The sequence below is a fragment of the Synechococcus sp. PCC 7336 genome, assembly GCF_000332275.1.
Taxonomy (GTDB): Bacteria; Cyanobacteriota; Cyanobacteriia; order Thermostichales; family PCC-7336; genus PCC-7336.
This window is the reverse complement of the sequence record NZ_CM001776.1, coordinates 1,237,613-1,250,610: the sequence shown is the minus strand read 5'-3', so window position 1 is coordinate 1,250,610 and position 12,998 is coordinate 1,237,613. Positions and strand designations below refer to the sequence as shown.

21 protein-coding genes are annotated in these 12,998 nt (G+C 50.6%); 8 read left to right on the top strand and 13 right to left on the bottom strand.

Features of this window, described 5'->3' with window-relative positions; translation table 11 throughout:
- Positions 1 to 195 precede the first annotated feature (195 nt).
- Positions 196 to 1,239: an aspartate-semialdehyde dehydrogenase gene (locus tag SYN7336_RS06120; RefSeq protein ID WP_017325045.1), complete on the bottom strand. Its 1,044-nt coding sequence runs from the start codon at positions 1,237 to 1,239 to the stop codon at positions 196 to 198.
- 179 nt (positions 1,240 to 1,418) lie between these two features.
- On the opposite strand from SYN7336_RS06120, the gene SYN7336_RS06115 reads away from it, so the two are divergent.
- A complete protein-coding gene (locus tag SYN7336_RS06115; RefSeq protein WP_017325044.1) occupies positions 1,419 to 1,664 on the top strand; it encodes a NifU family protein in 246 nt (81 codons plus the stop codon).
- 343 nt (positions 1,665 to 2,007) lie between these two features.
- Here SYN7336_RS06115 and SYN7336_RS06105 read toward each other — a convergent pair whose 3' ends face one another.
- Positions 2,008 to 2,283, bottom strand: coding sequence for a hypothetical protein (locus SYN7336_RS06105; protein WP_017325042.1), 276 nt, complete (start codon positions 2,281 to 2,283; stop codon positions 2,008 to 2,010).
- A gap of 57 nt (positions 2,284 to 2,340) precedes the next feature.
- Positions 2,341 to 2,637 (bottom strand): hypothetical protein, encoded by a 297-nt coding sequence (locus SYN7336_RS30610; protein WP_156820050.1) that lies wholly within the window; start codon positions 2,635 to 2,637, stop codon positions 2,341 to 2,343.
- 358 nt (positions 2,638 to 2,995) lie between these two features.
- On the opposite strand from SYN7336_RS30610, the gene SYN7336_RS24680 reads away from it, so the two are divergent.
- A protein-coding gene (locus tag SYN7336_RS24680; protein ID WP_227498609.1) for an IS5 family transposase occupies positions 2,996 to 3,824 on the top strand; the annotation gives its coding sequence in 2 pieces (ribosomal slippage) (positions 2,996 to 3,754 and positions 3,756 to 3,824; 828 coding nt in all).
- Positions 3,825 to 3,964: 140 nt separating this feature from the next.
- On the opposite strand, the gene SYN7336_RS24675 is transcribed toward SYN7336_RS24680, so the two are convergent.
- The 7 genes from SYN7336_RS24675 to SYN7336_RS30605 form a co-directional block, all read right to left on the bottom strand.
- Complete coding sequence (locus SYN7336_RS24675; RefSeq protein ID WP_051039769.1) at positions 3,965 to 4,270, bottom strand: DUF5615 family PIN-like protein; 306 nt, start codon at positions 4,268 to 4,270, stop codon at positions 3,965 to 3,967.
- 6 nt (positions 4,271 to 4,276) lie between these two features.
- Positions 4,277 to 4,618: a DUF433 domain-containing protein gene (locus SYN7336_RS06090; protein ID WP_017325040.1), complete on the bottom strand. Its 342-nt coding sequence runs from the start codon at positions 4,616 to 4,618 to the stop codon at positions 4,277 to 4,279.
- Positions 4,619 to 4,878: 260 nt separating this feature from the next.
- Positions 4,879 to 5,205 (bottom strand): hypothetical protein, encoded by a 327-nt coding sequence (locus tag SYN7336_RS06080; protein ID WP_017325038.1) that lies wholly within the window; start codon positions 5,203 to 5,205, stop codon positions 4,879 to 4,881.
- Positions 5,202 to 5,483 carry an Arc family DNA-binding protein gene (locus SYN7336_RS06075; RefSeq protein WP_038025763.1) on the bottom strand — a complete coding sequence of 94 codons (282 nt, stop codon included), beginning with the start codon at positions 5,481 to 5,483 and terminating at the stop codon, positions 5,202 to 5,204. Before SYN7336_RS06075 ends, SYN7336_RS06080 begins: the two co-directional genes overlap by 4 nt.
- Positions 5,484 to 5,527: 44 nt before the next feature.
- Positions 5,528 to 5,680, bottom strand: a complete 153-nt coding sequence (locus tag SYN7336_RS06070) for a hypothetical protein (RefSeq protein WP_156820049.1) — start codon at positions 5,678 to 5,680, stop codon at positions 5,528 to 5,530.
- A 308-nt stretch (positions 5,681 to 5,988) separates the two neighbouring features.
- Positions 5,989 to 6,246, bottom strand: a complete 258-nt coding sequence (locus SYN7336_RS06065; RefSeq protein WP_017325035.1) for a hypothetical protein — start codon at positions 6,244 to 6,246, stop codon at positions 5,989 to 5,991.
- 72 nt (positions 6,247 to 6,318) lie between these two features.
- On the bottom strand, positions 6,319 to 6,477 hold the full coding sequence (locus SYN7336_RS30605; RefSeq protein WP_017325034.1) for a hypothetical protein: 159 nt from the start codon (positions 6,475 to 6,477) through the stop codon (positions 6,319 to 6,321).
- 154 nt (positions 6,478 to 6,631) lie between these two features.
- Here SYN7336_RS30605 and SYN7336_RS06055 point away from each other — a divergent pair, with 154 nt between their 5' ends.
- From SYN7336_RS06055 to SYN7336_RS06025, 5 genes are all read left to right on the top strand, one after another.
- Positions 6,632 to 6,955 (top strand): hypothetical protein, encoded by a 324-nt coding sequence (locus SYN7336_RS06055; protein WP_017325033.1) that lies wholly within the window; start codon positions 6,632 to 6,634, stop codon positions 6,953 to 6,955.
- Complete coding sequence (locus SYN7336_RS27745) at positions 6,948 to 7,508, top strand: helix-turn-helix domain-containing protein (RefSeq protein ID WP_051039768.1); 561 nt, start codon at positions 6,948 to 6,950, stop codon at positions 7,506 to 7,508. Before SYN7336_RS06055 ends, SYN7336_RS27745 begins: the two co-directional genes overlap by 8 nt.
- Positions 7,508 to 8,260: a hypothetical protein gene (locus SYN7336_RS24665; RefSeq protein ID WP_038025760.1), complete on the top strand. Its 753-nt coding sequence runs from the start codon at positions 7,508 to 7,510 to the stop codon at positions 8,258 to 8,260. The genes SYN7336_RS27745 and SYN7336_RS24665 overlap by 1 nt, the downstream gene beginning before the upstream one ends.
- A gap of 38 nt (positions 8,261 to 8,298) precedes the next feature.
- Positions 8,299 to 8,556, top strand: a complete 258-nt coding sequence (locus SYN7336_RS06030; RefSeq protein ID WP_017325030.1) for a hypothetical protein — start codon at positions 8,299 to 8,301, stop codon at positions 8,554 to 8,556.
- Between the two features lie 73 nt (positions 8,557 to 8,629).
- On the top strand, positions 8,630 to 8,941 hold the full coding sequence (locus SYN7336_RS06025; RefSeq protein ID WP_017325029.1) for a hypothetical protein: 312 nt from the start codon (positions 8,630 to 8,632) through the stop codon (positions 8,939 to 8,941).
- Positions 8,942 to 9,093: 152 nt separating this feature from the next.
- Here SYN7336_RS06025 and SYN7336_RS06020 read toward each other — a convergent pair whose 3' ends face one another.
- The 3 genes from SYN7336_RS06020 to SYN7336_RS27740 form a co-directional block, all read right to left on the bottom strand.
- A complete protein-coding gene (locus tag SYN7336_RS06020) occupies positions 9,094 to 9,822 on the bottom strand; it encodes a formylglycine-generating enzyme family protein (protein WP_156820048.1) in 729 nt (242 codons plus the stop codon).
- Between the two features lie 73 nt (positions 9,823 to 9,895).
- Positions 9,896 to 10,678 (bottom strand): IS5 family transposase, encoded by a 783-nt coding sequence (locus tag SYN7336_RS06015; RefSeq protein ID WP_017324155.1) that lies wholly within the window; start codon positions 10,676 to 10,678, stop codon positions 9,896 to 9,898.
- A gap of 32 nt (positions 10,679 to 10,710) precedes the next feature.
- A complete protein-coding gene (locus SYN7336_RS27740; RefSeq protein ID WP_017325027.1) occupies positions 10,711 to 11,079 on the bottom strand; it encodes a hypothetical protein in 369 nt (122 codons plus the stop codon).
- Between the two features lie 702 nt (positions 11,080 to 11,781).
- On the opposite strand from SYN7336_RS27740, the gene SYN7336_RS05995 reads away from it, so the two are divergent.
- Positions 11,782 to 12,933 carry a Fic family protein gene (locus SYN7336_RS05995; RefSeq protein ID WP_017325024.1) on the top strand — a complete coding sequence of 384 codons (1,152 nt, stop codon included), beginning with the start codon at positions 11,782 to 11,784 and terminating at the stop codon, positions 12,931 to 12,933.
- Positions 12,934 to 12,998 lie beyond the last annotated feature (65 nt).

The window sequence follows — 12,998 nt, the reverse complement described above, 5'->3', positions numbered from 1 at the left end:
CTCGTGCCCGCCAGCCGCTCTATCCTGATGAGTCAGAGACCGCAGGCTAGCTGTCCTTACAAATCGTGACGAATTGTAAGAGTCTTTCAAAATGTAACAGAACTTGGGCGAGCCCGCACATCACTGCACAGCCCCTCCGCATCACAGAGATAGCGTTGCTCGCACGCCATCCCCCCATACAGAATGCCCAAATCGCTACACCGCTCGCACCAGTTGAGGCACCCGCACCAAATCCTCCTGAATCAATAGCTCGCCAATTTGAATGGCATTGAGGGCAGCCCCTTTGCGAATTTGGTCGCCACACAGCCACAAATCGAGGCAATTGGGATGGGAAATATCCTGACGGATGCGTCCCACGGCCACATCGTCATTGCCGCTGACATCGACAGGCATGGGGAAGCGGTTCGCCTGCCAGTCATCAATCAACATCGTGCCGGGAGCATTAGCAATAATCTGCTTTGCTTCTGCGGCATCGAAGGGGCGATCGAACTCGATGTTGACCGCTTCGGCATGGGCGCGCAATACCGGCACGCGGACACAGGTGGCTGTTAGGCGCAGGTCGGGGATGTGCATCATCTTGCGCGCCTCGTTCACCATCTTCATTTCTTCTTGGCAGTACCCCTCGTCGTTCACGGGGGAATTGTGCAAGAACAGGTTAAAGGCGATTGGGTGCGGAAAAACTTGGGGATTGGCAGGGCGATCGGCCAGCAGGTCGGCAGCTTGGCTCTCCAACTCCTGCATGGCACGGGCTCCAGCACCGCTGGCAGATTGGTAGGTGGACACCACAATCCGCCGAATCGGGTTAACGCGATGCAGGGGATAAACCGCTACGCACATGAGAATGGTGGTGCAGTTGGGGTTTGCAATCAGTCCTTTGTGGTGCCGCGCGTCACCGGGGTTCACTTCGGGAATGACCAGTGGCGTGTCGGGGTCCATGCGAAAGGCGCTGGAGTTATCGATCGCGACAGCGCCGCTGGAGATGATGTTATCGGCCCACTGTTTCGAGATGCTGCCGCCTGCGGAGGCAAAAATAATGTCGAGCCCCTTAAAAGCATCAGCATTGACCGCTTCAACCGTCAGAGTCTCTCCTTTAAAGTCGAGAGTGTTACCGGCAGAGCGTTCCGAAGCCAACAGCTTGAGTTGGGAGACTGGAAAGTTGCGCTCGGCCAACAGAGCAATCAATTCCTCGCCCACTGCTCCCGTTGCACCTAAGATGCCAACCCGAAATTCTCGACTCATGAGGATACCCTCGCTTCTTAGGGTTTTAAAAAGTGATTTATTTTCAACGGTATCACGGATGACAGAAGCGATGCGACGATCGCCGAGCGCGATCGCCAGATACACCTCCAATGAGTCTCTGGGAGACTTGGCCTACAATAAAGAGACAAAACCCACCCCATTGACTGGAGATTGCACCCATGTCTGCGGACACCCTCGAACTCACTCCCGAAAATGTTGAAATAGTACTGGACGAGTTACGCCCCTACCTGATGGCTGATGGCGGCAACGTGGAGCTAGTCGAACTGGATGGTCCGGTGGTCAAGCTGCGCCTGCAAGGGGCTTGCGGTTCCTGTCCCAGTTCCACCTATACTCTCAAGATGGGTATCGAACGCAAGCTGCGTATGACGATTCCCGACATCATCGAAGTGGAACAGGTTGCGTAACGCTCCCGATCCTTTGCCACAAGTACTTGATGCGATCGCGGTTGGCTCGAGAGACTTCAATTCTCTCGAACCAGCCGCTGTTTAGTCAGCGATCGGAAAATGCGAGGACTTATGGAGTCAAAAAGGTTAACTTTCTCTTCACTTTGCAAGTGTATATCTCTACGAAAGAGCAGATGCATTGCATCCAAAAAAGTTTACTGAGATTGCAGAATATTATCTGCTGTACAAAACTTCAAAAATTGCTCGCTAAATTGAGAATTGCGTATAGGCAGTAGCCTGCTAGTGAGTGGAGCAACCCAATTGGGAGTTTCTAGCCCAACAGTTGTTGTACCACTACTTCCACTTAAGCCGAAATCAGCTCGTCGTGCTTCAGCCAAGCGTAATTAGCCATTTCTCCTACCACAATGCAGTAGGAAACGATTTCTGCTGCGGCATTGCGAACCTTTGCCGGATCGATGCCTGCCGAAATCTGCGATAGCAGTTGGGCGAGTTTAGTCTGCTCTTCGCTCAAGCGACCTGAGAGAAACGAGCGATCGGCATGTATCAAGTGGATGGCATAGTTTGAGATGTCTGCGATCGCCGTCGTTGAACCCTCCAACAGCAGAACAGTTTGAGTCATCATGACGTACCTCATTAGCAATGCTTCGGTGAGTGCTCAATTGGAAATCAGTCGAAGCTATTGCGACCTCGATCTACGCGCGTTAATCCGTTCTAGAGTCCTTGAGATGTCGGACTCCCGCTCATTGGGTTCGGTGGCGATCGTGCTGGATACATCTGTAGAAGCAACAGCAGCACCTTCAGTTCTGCGCTGCGTATAGGAGACTCGCTCAATACGGTTGCGACTATTGCCTTGTGCTTCGATCTGGCCCAGACGTTGCAGGATAGCAGGTCGAGCGGAAACTGAGGTAGCAGTAAGGACGGTGAGAACTCCAACAGCTGCTGCAAGTCCTGCGTATTTGTAATTTGCAATCATTGGTTTGACTCCTTTTAGTCGAACAGTTCGAGAACCCATGCCTCGAATAACCCTATTATCTAAATCCTCTCAATGCATAAAGCTGCGATAAAGGGCACTGTGATAGATATGCAAGACTAATATGGGGTTTAGAGAAGAAGAGCGATCCACATTGAGAAAAAAAGGTCATTTTGGCAGTAAAAAATAAATGTCTATTTCGAAACACAGATCCGATCGTCTAAACAAAAAACGCTCTCTATTAAACCTCTTGCAAAAAATTTTGTGATAAGATTATATGTTTTCCTTCGTCTCATAGTGCTTGCTAATGGAACGCTAAATATGGCATACCACAGGGCGAAGATAATTGATGTTGCTGCCGATGAACTACGAATCAGCCCAACGACTCAACCCTAAATCGTTTAAACGCCGATTTGGTGTGCATCGCCCCACCTTTAAAAGCATGGTCAAAAGCTTAAAAGCCCAATTGCCTGAAACCCCAGGACGGGGTCGCAAACCCAGCCTCTGCTTGGAGGACCGTGTGCTGGTGGCCCTAGAGTATTGGCGAGAATATCGTCCATACTTTCATATCGGCACCGATTGGGGGATGTCCGAATCGACCGTTTGCCGCATTGTTCATTGGCTTGAGGATAGTCTGATGGGCTCTGGTTTATTTCGTTTACCCGGTAAAAAGCGCTTGTTTCGAGGCTTTGGCAGACCTGAAGTGGTGGTGATGGATGTAACAGAAACTCTGATTGAACGCCCCAATCGCAAGCAAAGACACTTCTATTCCGGCAAGAAGAAGCAACATACGCTCAAGTGTCAAATCATCCTCGACCAGCAAACCAGAGAAGTCATCTGTACCTTCTTTGGTCAGGGGCGTCGCCACGATTTCAATCTGTTCAAAGCCTCTGGCATTCATTTCCATCCCGAGACGCAAAGCTTGCAAGACAACGGATATCAAGAAATTGAGACTCATCACCCCAATAGTTTCATCCCGAGGAAAAAGCCCAAGGGTGGAGAGCTCTCATCCCTGGAGAAATCTTACAATCAAGAGTTGGGGCGCGAGCGCATCTGCATTGAACATGTCAACCGAAGTCTCAAGATTTTCAGGATTCTGCGAGAACGCTACCGCAATCGCAGAACAACGTTATGGCCTGCGGTGTAATCTGATTGCCGCTATCTACAACTATGAGCTTGCTGCTGCTTAGCTCCTCAGCCAAAGTCTTCCATAGCACCACAGATTAATTTTGCAAGAGGTCTATTGACTTCTGAATGTGTGTACTCAAATTAACTGCGATGACAGTTACGAGAACGGGATGAACAGAATCCGACCTTCGTATTCGTCAGGCTAACTGCACAGAATGAATAATTCCAAGTCATCAATGACCTGTCCGATGGGGGCAGTTGCAATGACCTCGACAACCCCTGGCATGGGCAGTCCACGGCTGATGCGCTCGTAGGTATACAGGGTGATGGTGGCGACGTCGTGAATGAGCAAGATGCGTTCTTCATTTGCAGCCCAATCCAGAATCGTCGGATCGTCAGCATGAATCAGCCCCACATCCTGCACTCGGACTACATCCAGCTCGGGTAAACGTCCGATCGACCCTCGCAATATTGCCCCATTGAAGTTTTCGTCGGTCAATAGACGCACTTGACATCAGCCTCTTTGAGACTGACGGCGAGCCAGTAGCCGTTGTCTCAGGTCAGTCAAGTTATGGTCTTGTGTAAAGCGCTTCCGCCGCTGTTGAGCTTGTTGACGGCGCTGCTCCAAGTAGACGTCCATCTGCTGGCGATGGGCGAGGTAGTAAGCAATGGCAGCGTAGATCTCCGTGAGAGGAAGGATAGGATACTGAACGGCGATCTCTTCGGGAGTTGAGCCAGCGTGATAGGTCGCGAGCAAACTGTCGAGGGCCACTCGGCTTTGACCAATCCGAATGCCCCCTGCCTCATCCCAGCGTAAGGGTGGGGCTGTAGCTTGGAATTCAACTTGAACGCTCATGTCAGCCCGAAAAAGCGACTATCCCCAAGATCTTAACGAACAAGTGATGTGTGCGATCGCCAAAAGGAAGAATGGCAAGGCGACATCTGGGAGCTGCAGCGCCAAATGGAGCAAGCTGAGTGGCCCCACTGGCAAATCCAACTGCGTTTTACTGGGAACTCCAGAGCTTGTACTGTGCAGCCTTGTGGCTCTACTTGAAGCAGAGCATGATGCGGATTGGGCGTTGAGGGCGATCCCGTCCAGCAGCGATCGACCTGTCTTTAGGGTGAGGGGATCTGCGGTCCCGAAGTTTGAGAGTCCAGATTGAAAACCCTTCTGAGGGTGTCAAAGTTGAAACCTTGGCTGAAAAGTATCTGAATAACTAAAGCTGTCAGCATCCACTTCAAAAGCCACTCTGGATTCTGGATTATCCAAACTAAAGATTCCCAAGCTATATCCTGGAAACTCTTCTCTACTTTTGCCTGCGGAAGCGGCTGGTGCAGATCGATCTTGACCTGGGTAACCTGGTTAATCGGCCCGACTGACTTGACCTCAAGGGGAATGCTTTGGGACTCTTCGCGATCGCCTCCGTCACCACCTTGGCTCATGGATATAATTTCTGAGGATTGGGAACAATTACCTCTTGATCTTCCCTGTAGCCCTTTGCGTGACGAATCACTACTTGTGAATCTTCTACAGTTAAATCTTCCAGCAAGAAGGCGTAGTTAATCAGGTCAGAGAGTTCCTGATTTAGGCTCTTGCCTGTTTTATCAGCCCTGGCTTTTACCTTCGCGCTGAGGGCTTCTGGCAAACGCAGATTAAACGTTGATCGTGTCATGATGATAACTGCAGAACGGGTGTAGATGTGGCCCCACATCTGGTGCATATATGCTAACACCAAGTGTGGGTATAGTGGCCCATAGTTTGAGTTCAGCCCCCACTGCCATCAATAGTTAGCCGCGTCAGCTCCTGAACCAACGACTCCAGCGCAGCCCTATTCTGTCTGCCCGCCTTCAAATCAATCAGCACAGCCAGCGTTCGAGCTATCAGGGTCCGAGGGGCAGCCACCGAGTCAGTGGGCATCTTGGCATCCTCTATGCGACCGTCATCAGTCCATCTCAAAGAGAGGATAAGGTCGCGAACCCGTTCGATGTCCTGCGACAGACCCCAGGTGGCGTAATGCTGAGCTGATTCCCCATCCTTGGCATAGATTGCCTCTGCCAGACACTCTGCAGTCCCAGCCAGTCAGGTCAAAAACGTCTCTAATTCGCTGCGGGTAGTCAGCCCGCCATCAGGGGTAATTTGTAGTTTCATGGGTCAAATCTCCGAAGCTGAGGTTTATTGTTTGGCGAGCGGTTTAGTGACGCGATCGCCATCGGTCGAGATGTTGGTTAGGCGATCGCTGCTGCCGCCTCAAACTCGCGCTCTACTCGCTGCACGCCTTCTAGCTGGCTTTGCAGGGCTTCTAGACGGCAGTAAAGGCGATCGAGTTTGCGATCGACGTGTGCCAAGGTCATGCAATTCAGTTCTGCGTACCAGGCGGGGTCCTCTTCGATTTCGCGGATGGTGGTTTCGAGGTCCGCGATTTGCTCCTCCAATATGGGGAAGGGGGCATCGGGGTAAAAGATTTCGTGTTGGTCGATAAACATTGCTCGTATCCCCATGGGTGGTTGGTCTATAAAGGAGCCCAGCACTGCGAGGGGCAATGCTGGGTGAGGGGGCTAGGCAGTCTGCCGGAGTGCAGCTAGCTGATTGCGGACCATCCTGATATCGAGTTGGATTTCAACCAGACTGGCGGGGGCGGGGGCGTATTCGAGTTGCTCGCGCTGTAGGCGATCGAGACGGCTCCTCAGAGCAGCCGTTTTGGGTTGGGATAGCATGGTGGAAAGCTCCAAATAGCTTTTGTTTGTGGAGAAGGCGCTTCAGATTGGTAGTCGGGGGCGCTTTCTCTATGCCCTAATTATGCTATCCTGCTAACTGATTGTCAATATATTGATTTCCAATAACTAGATAGTCAGCTATCCTGTAATCAGGATGCCTGGTAATCAGTCAGCGATTACCGTATTTCTGGAGGTGAATGTGACTGTTTGCATTGATATGAAGGCATACGTAGACATTTCTGAATGGTGGCCGCGCAAAGAGGGCGGTGAGATGGAGTCTGTGTATGCCGTCCACAAGGAAATCGAAGATCGGTACAAGGATGATGTCGTGACCCGGCACACCCTCACAAGAGCGCGAAATGGGCAGCTAGAAAAGGGGGATTTTCTCAACGCCATTAAGTTGCGGAGGATTTGCTCTCGATGGGCTGGCAAGGCGCTGAGCCTAGATGATCTTGTAAAGGTGGAAGACGATGACTGAAACCTTTACCTCTTCCACTCTCGACCCCTTATCGCTGCCATCTGTCACCTTAGAAGAGAGGGGCGATCTGCCTGAGTGCAGTGCTGTTTACTTGGCGATTAATGGTCAAGATAAAGTCCAGTACGTCGGGCGGTCTGCCAATCTCTATAGGAGATGGATTCAGCATCACAGGCTGAATGACCTGAGCAAGGGAACAGGGGTTCGCATTGCCTATTTAGAGGTCGATGCAGACCTACTAGACGAGGTCGAAGCGGCGCTTATTGAGTGGTTCGATCCTCCATTGAATGGCTTGCGAACCACTCGGGTGCCAGCGATGAAAGACCTAGGAGAGACAACGCTGAAATGCCGACTGAAGGTCTTGATGGCCGAGCGCGACCTGACTCAGCGAGATTTGGTCGATGCAATTGGCTTGTCAAGCAATACGATTTCCAAGCTCTATGGGAACCGCTTTAAGCGGGTTGATATAGACACGATAGAGAAGCTACTGAACTATTTTGAGTGCCCACTAGAAGGCCGGGATGGACTGTTCCTCCTTATCGAGGAGGCCGCGTGATGTCTGCGATCGCTCTCACCGAGACAGCTATCATGTCGATGCTCGATTCTGGGGAAGACTTTCCTATTGACTTCGAGCAGGCTTGGAAGTGGATTGGATATAGCACCAAAGGCAATGCAAAACGGAAGCTGTTGCAAGATTTTGTGGAGGGAGTAGATTACCTGCTTATCAATATTGATAAGCAGCACCAGACAGGCACAAAGCATGCAGAGCAAGTTACGCTCACCACCGATTGCTTCAAGATGCTCGCCATGATGGCTGGCACCGAGCAAGGTCGTAGCACTAGAGAATATTTTTTGCGGTGTGAACGGCTGGCAAAGAAGGCTGCCGAGGTCATCCCAGTCCAACAGCGCAAGATCTTAGAGCTTGAGTTGAAGGTGGCAGAAGCCAAAGCTAAGGCTGCCGCCGAACAGCGCCTACTCGTAGAGAAGCGGGAAGCGATCGCCCAATTTGCACCTGAGCCATTCAAAGCTGCGATTCTGGGGACTGGCGAGATTGTTAGGACTGAGTATCGCGATCGCACCATCGATTCCAGTACCCAGCAGGCTTACGAGAACTTTGGCATCACTGCCCTATGCCGCCGATATGACGTGATGAAAGGGAAGAGTGCCGATACGAAGAAGATGTGGGTATTGCTCGAAAGCATAGGCATGGGCCGGAACTCGGACGCATGGACTGAGGCGCTGGCGGCAACCACCATGAATACTTTTGATGTGGAGCGGCGGCTGAATTGGATGAACGGATGCTTGTAGGACGCAATCGGACGATATGGGAGGGATAGGAACCAACCATGACGCCCGAACAAATTCAAGCAGCGATCGCGCAGTTGACCATCAAGCAGGATCGTACTGCCGATCTAATCGCGCAACTGGCGAACGCACAGCGAGAAAGCTTTGAGTTTTCCAGACAAGCCTTTGAAGCGATCGAGCAAGACCTTAGGGCTGTGCATGATGATTTGAGGGAAACTCGTCAGCTTGTCGATAGCAACGCCCGCGCCATCGAGAGCAATGCGCGAGCGATTCAAGCTTTAGCAGATTGGGAGAGGTGAAGCAGGACGCGGGCTCACCATAGGGGAGGGGTAAGCGATCGCCTCCAACCCCCAGCAAAGGAGATCTACTGAAATGGACGAAGACAAATTAGCCAAACAAGTAGCTTCAGCAGCACACTCTGTTGAAGCATTGACCAATCAGGTAACCGGTTACATGCAACGCACCGAAGTCATGCTGGGGCAAATGAACGCGACGAATGCCCAGATCGTCAGCAACAATGCCCAGCTTGGGGCGGCGATCGCTCAGCTCAGCACTGTTGTGATGAGCAACGCTGAGTCCACCCGTCAATGGAGAGAGGAGACGGACCTCAGACTGCGAGCGCTTGAAGACATTGCGAATGACGTGGGTGGGGTGCTGAAGCGTCTCGAACAAAGAGTGGACTGAGAAGGCGATCGCCCCAAAGTGTTTAAACGCAAGTCGATTTGGGTGGCGATCGAAGCCTGGAAACCCTGCTGAGTAAGGGCAAAAGTGCTTAATTGCAAATCGTCCTTAGGGCGATTTGAGCAAAGGGCAAGAGGGCAACAAGTGAAAAAGGGCTATGAAGAATTCCTCGCGGGGGAACAGGCGACGCGAAAACCGCAGAGGTCGTTGCGGCCCTCGGGAAAGTCCCAGTCGCGAAAGGCCGACCGGCAGAGCCTCGGAGGGTAGTACCACGAACCACCGCGCAGCACCCGGCTACTACCCTTCCCTTCATTCCAGGGGGTTCCCCCTGCGGGCGCGCCCGTATAATTTTCATGCCAGCGGTCCTCGCACCATTCCCACACGTTCCCGTGCATGTCGTACAGTCCGAAAGCATTTGCTTTGAAGGTACCTACAGGAGTGGTTTGTTTCCGATATTCACCCTTCGATCCACTCCCATAGATGGATCGGCCATCAAAATTCGCTAAGTCCGTTGTGATGGTCTCCCCAAAAGAGAAAGGGGTGAAGGTTCCAGCACGACAGGCATATTCCCATTCCGCCTCGCTGGGTAGCCGATACTCTTTGCCCGTTTGTCTGGCCAAACGGGCGCAGAATTCAACAGCCTCGTGCCAAGAGATTAACTCTACGGGACGGTCGAGGCCGGAGAAGCATGAAGGTTGAGGTTTAAGCTCTAACTCCACTTTCGGGAAAGCCGCCACCTCCATCCACTGTGCTTGAGTTACCGGATATTTCCCCATCCAAAATGGAGATAGATTGACGCGATGTTGAGGGTCTTCACCATCTTTCCTCTCTGCTTCACGATCTGGCGACCCCATCCAAAAGCCTCCCCCAGGGATTGCAATCATCTCCAGCCCTATCCCATTGCCCAGGTCTTCTAAAAAGCTTTTAGGAGCCTCCTTAGAACGTGTCTGAAAAGTCTCAAGCCAGCCTACGAAGCATGAGATTGACCATAGCAGCGTAAAGCATCGTCTCACTCGTAGTGGGCAAATATTCGTAGTCCTTGCTCAAGCGACGGTATCGACCAAACCAGGCAAAGGTGCGCTCAACCACCCATCGCCGAGGTAAAAGCTGGAACCCTTTTTGCTCAGCAGGCCGTTGTACGACTTCAATAGTCCAGCCAAACGCTTGCTCAACCCAAGCCACAAAAGATTTGCCACCAAAGGTTTTATCGGTCCAAATCAATTGCAAGCAACTCCACATACTGGCAAACCAAATCCCCAGCAAGGTGAGGCCGTCATGGTCGGAGCGTCGGGCACTGTGGACCTTGGCACCCAGCAGTAGACCCATCGTATCAACCAGGATAGTGCGCTTGCGACCTTTAACTTTTTTGCCTCCATCAAAGCCTGTTTCTTGAGCGGCACCAGCTGTTTTGACCGATTGGGAATCCAGGCAGGCTGCCGAGGGAGAAGGATTGCGCCCCACCGTTTCTCTCAGTTGCTGGCGCAGAGCATGGTTGAGAGCTTCCCAGGTGCCATCGGCTTCCCACTGACGGAAGTAATGGTAGACCGTTTGCCAAGCGGGGAAGTCGTGGGGCAGCAGACGCCAGGCACATCCGGCTCTCAACAGATAGAAGATGGCATTGACCACTTCGAAAACGTTGACGCTGCGGGGACGACCGCCTGGCTTAGCTGGCGGTAATAGCGGAGCTAGAAGCTCGCACTGGGCAGGGGTTAGATCGGTGTCGTAGGATTGGCGTGTCATTGGTTGGGAGGCTCTAACTCAGCCTCTCAACTTTATCTGCTGACCTTTTCAGACACGCTCTTAGCCTCATTTGAAACAACTGGCTGCAATGGAACCCGTTGACTAGACTTTTGTTCTTCCTCCAATCCAAAAAGCTCTTCAACTCGACTACCTAACCGGTCCCAGACTTTTTCTTTCTCATTGTAGGACAACTCCAGAAGTGGTTTAGAAGGTTCATTGACCGCCTGAAATATGCCCAAACGACTTCGACTGAAGCGGCACGTAGATAGAATTACGGGTAGGACAACAAGTCCTTCCTTTTTTGCAGCCATGAATATCGGTGGCAGCTCATCCTTATAGATAAAGTCAGATGCTATGAAATCAGCACTGACCAGCAAAATAGCAACCCTAGCCTCATTCAAAGCCGTCTTAATTTCCGTTTCTCAGTCCTGACCTGATTTGATTTTTGTATCGACCCAAAGATCCAATCCTTCACGCTCAAGTGGGGCCAAATGCACCAGCATTCGATCTAGAGCAGAAGTATCCTTGTGGCTGTAGCTGACAAAGACCTTGGTGCGCTTGGAGTTGTTTCCAGTAGTGGACATCGCTTAGAATACCGGTGGTTATAGTTCTTGACGATCGCGTTTCTTGGCGGAGGTGCGATCGCTCTTCATTTTATCGGAAGGCACCTGATATACCTGAACTTAAGCAGCAGGGTTTTACGGTGTCTTCCGCTAAAGGGAAATAGCTGGGAGGGGCGCAGGCTTACGATAGGGAAGGGAACAACCATGACACCCGAACAAATCCAAGCAGCGATCGCCGTGGAGAACCAGTAGCTGTAGAAATTGGCCTAAGCCAAGATACCCTGGTTTCTTGGGGGAGCAGCAAGGCTCAAAGCTTTGTTAAGCCTGCCTCTGAAGGTGACACGCCTTGCCAGCAGAAATTCGGCCAGCTCAAACTCAGGTTCGCGCCAGCAGGAAGCTATGAGATTACAGGGCAATCCCCTATCCAGCAAGCACTTCAGCACATAAAGCCACACTTACTTTAATTCAAGATTACGAATTAAAATTTTTCGGCTATAATTTTAATTGGGGTCTGCGAATTAAAATTTTGTTGAGGTCTGGATGGACGAGGATATATTTTCAGGTGAATTTCCTGGTAAACTCTCGAAAATATCAACAGGTGACAAGCAGGACTGGGCATATATCCCTAATCCTCTACCGATAAAATGGAACAACTCAACTGAAGTTTGGAAACTACTAGCCCTGGCGCGTGAGGAATTAGCGCGGCTTGATGGCGTTGGGTACAACATTCCAAATTACAATTTGCTGTTGCGGCCACTGCAACGCCGTGAAGCCTTGCGCTCTTCTAGCCTAGAAGGGACTTACGCAACGCCAGAGCAGCTTTTGCTGTTTGAGATCGATCCAAAAGAGCCAAAATCGGCGAGCGATCCAATGGGCTCTTGGCAAGAGGTGTGGAACTATAACAGAGCGTTAGAGTTGGGCTTGCATCTTTTGACTGAAAGGCCACTCTCACTGAACCTAATTCGAGAAATCCACCGAGAACTATTGGCAGGCGTGAGAGGAGCACAGAAAGATCCAGGCAATTTCCGGCGTGTCCAAGTTCATATTGGTTCAGACAGACGCTTTATTCCACCGCCTCCAAATGAGCTAAAACCTTGTTTATACGATCTTGAAAAAGCTATTCATAAAGAAAAGGATGTCGATAAGCTAATCTTCTGCTTTATGGCACACTATCAATTCGAAACGATTCATCCTTTCCTTGATGGAAATGGTCGAGTTGGAAGATTGCTCCTATCTTTGATGATTTACGAGCAGTGCAATCTTAAAAAGCCTTGGCTATATCTCAGTGCCTTCTTTGATAAGTATAAAGATGAATATATAAAGTTATTGTTCGAAGTGAGTTCAAAGGGTAATTGGGAAGGCTGGATTAAATTTTGTCTACGAGGAACTATCGAACAGTCGAGAGATGCTATTAGGCGTTTTGGCGAGTTACTGGTGCTTCGCAATAAATATATGGAGATTTTAGACAAGTCTAGAGGTAATATTCGGCTCAATCGAATCATCGAAAGTTTATTTGAATCACCAGCAGTCACAATCCCTCAGGTAAAAGAAATGTGTGACATATCCTATCCGACTGCCAGTACTGATATAGAACGTTTGATTGATGTAGGAATACTGGCTAAATCAGATATGGTGGAGCGCCCAAAGATATTTTTTGCTCCTCACATTATAGACATAACATACAGTAATTAGACTTAACAGACCTCTTGCAAAAAAATTTTGTGATAAGATTATATGTTTTCCTTCGTCTCATAGTG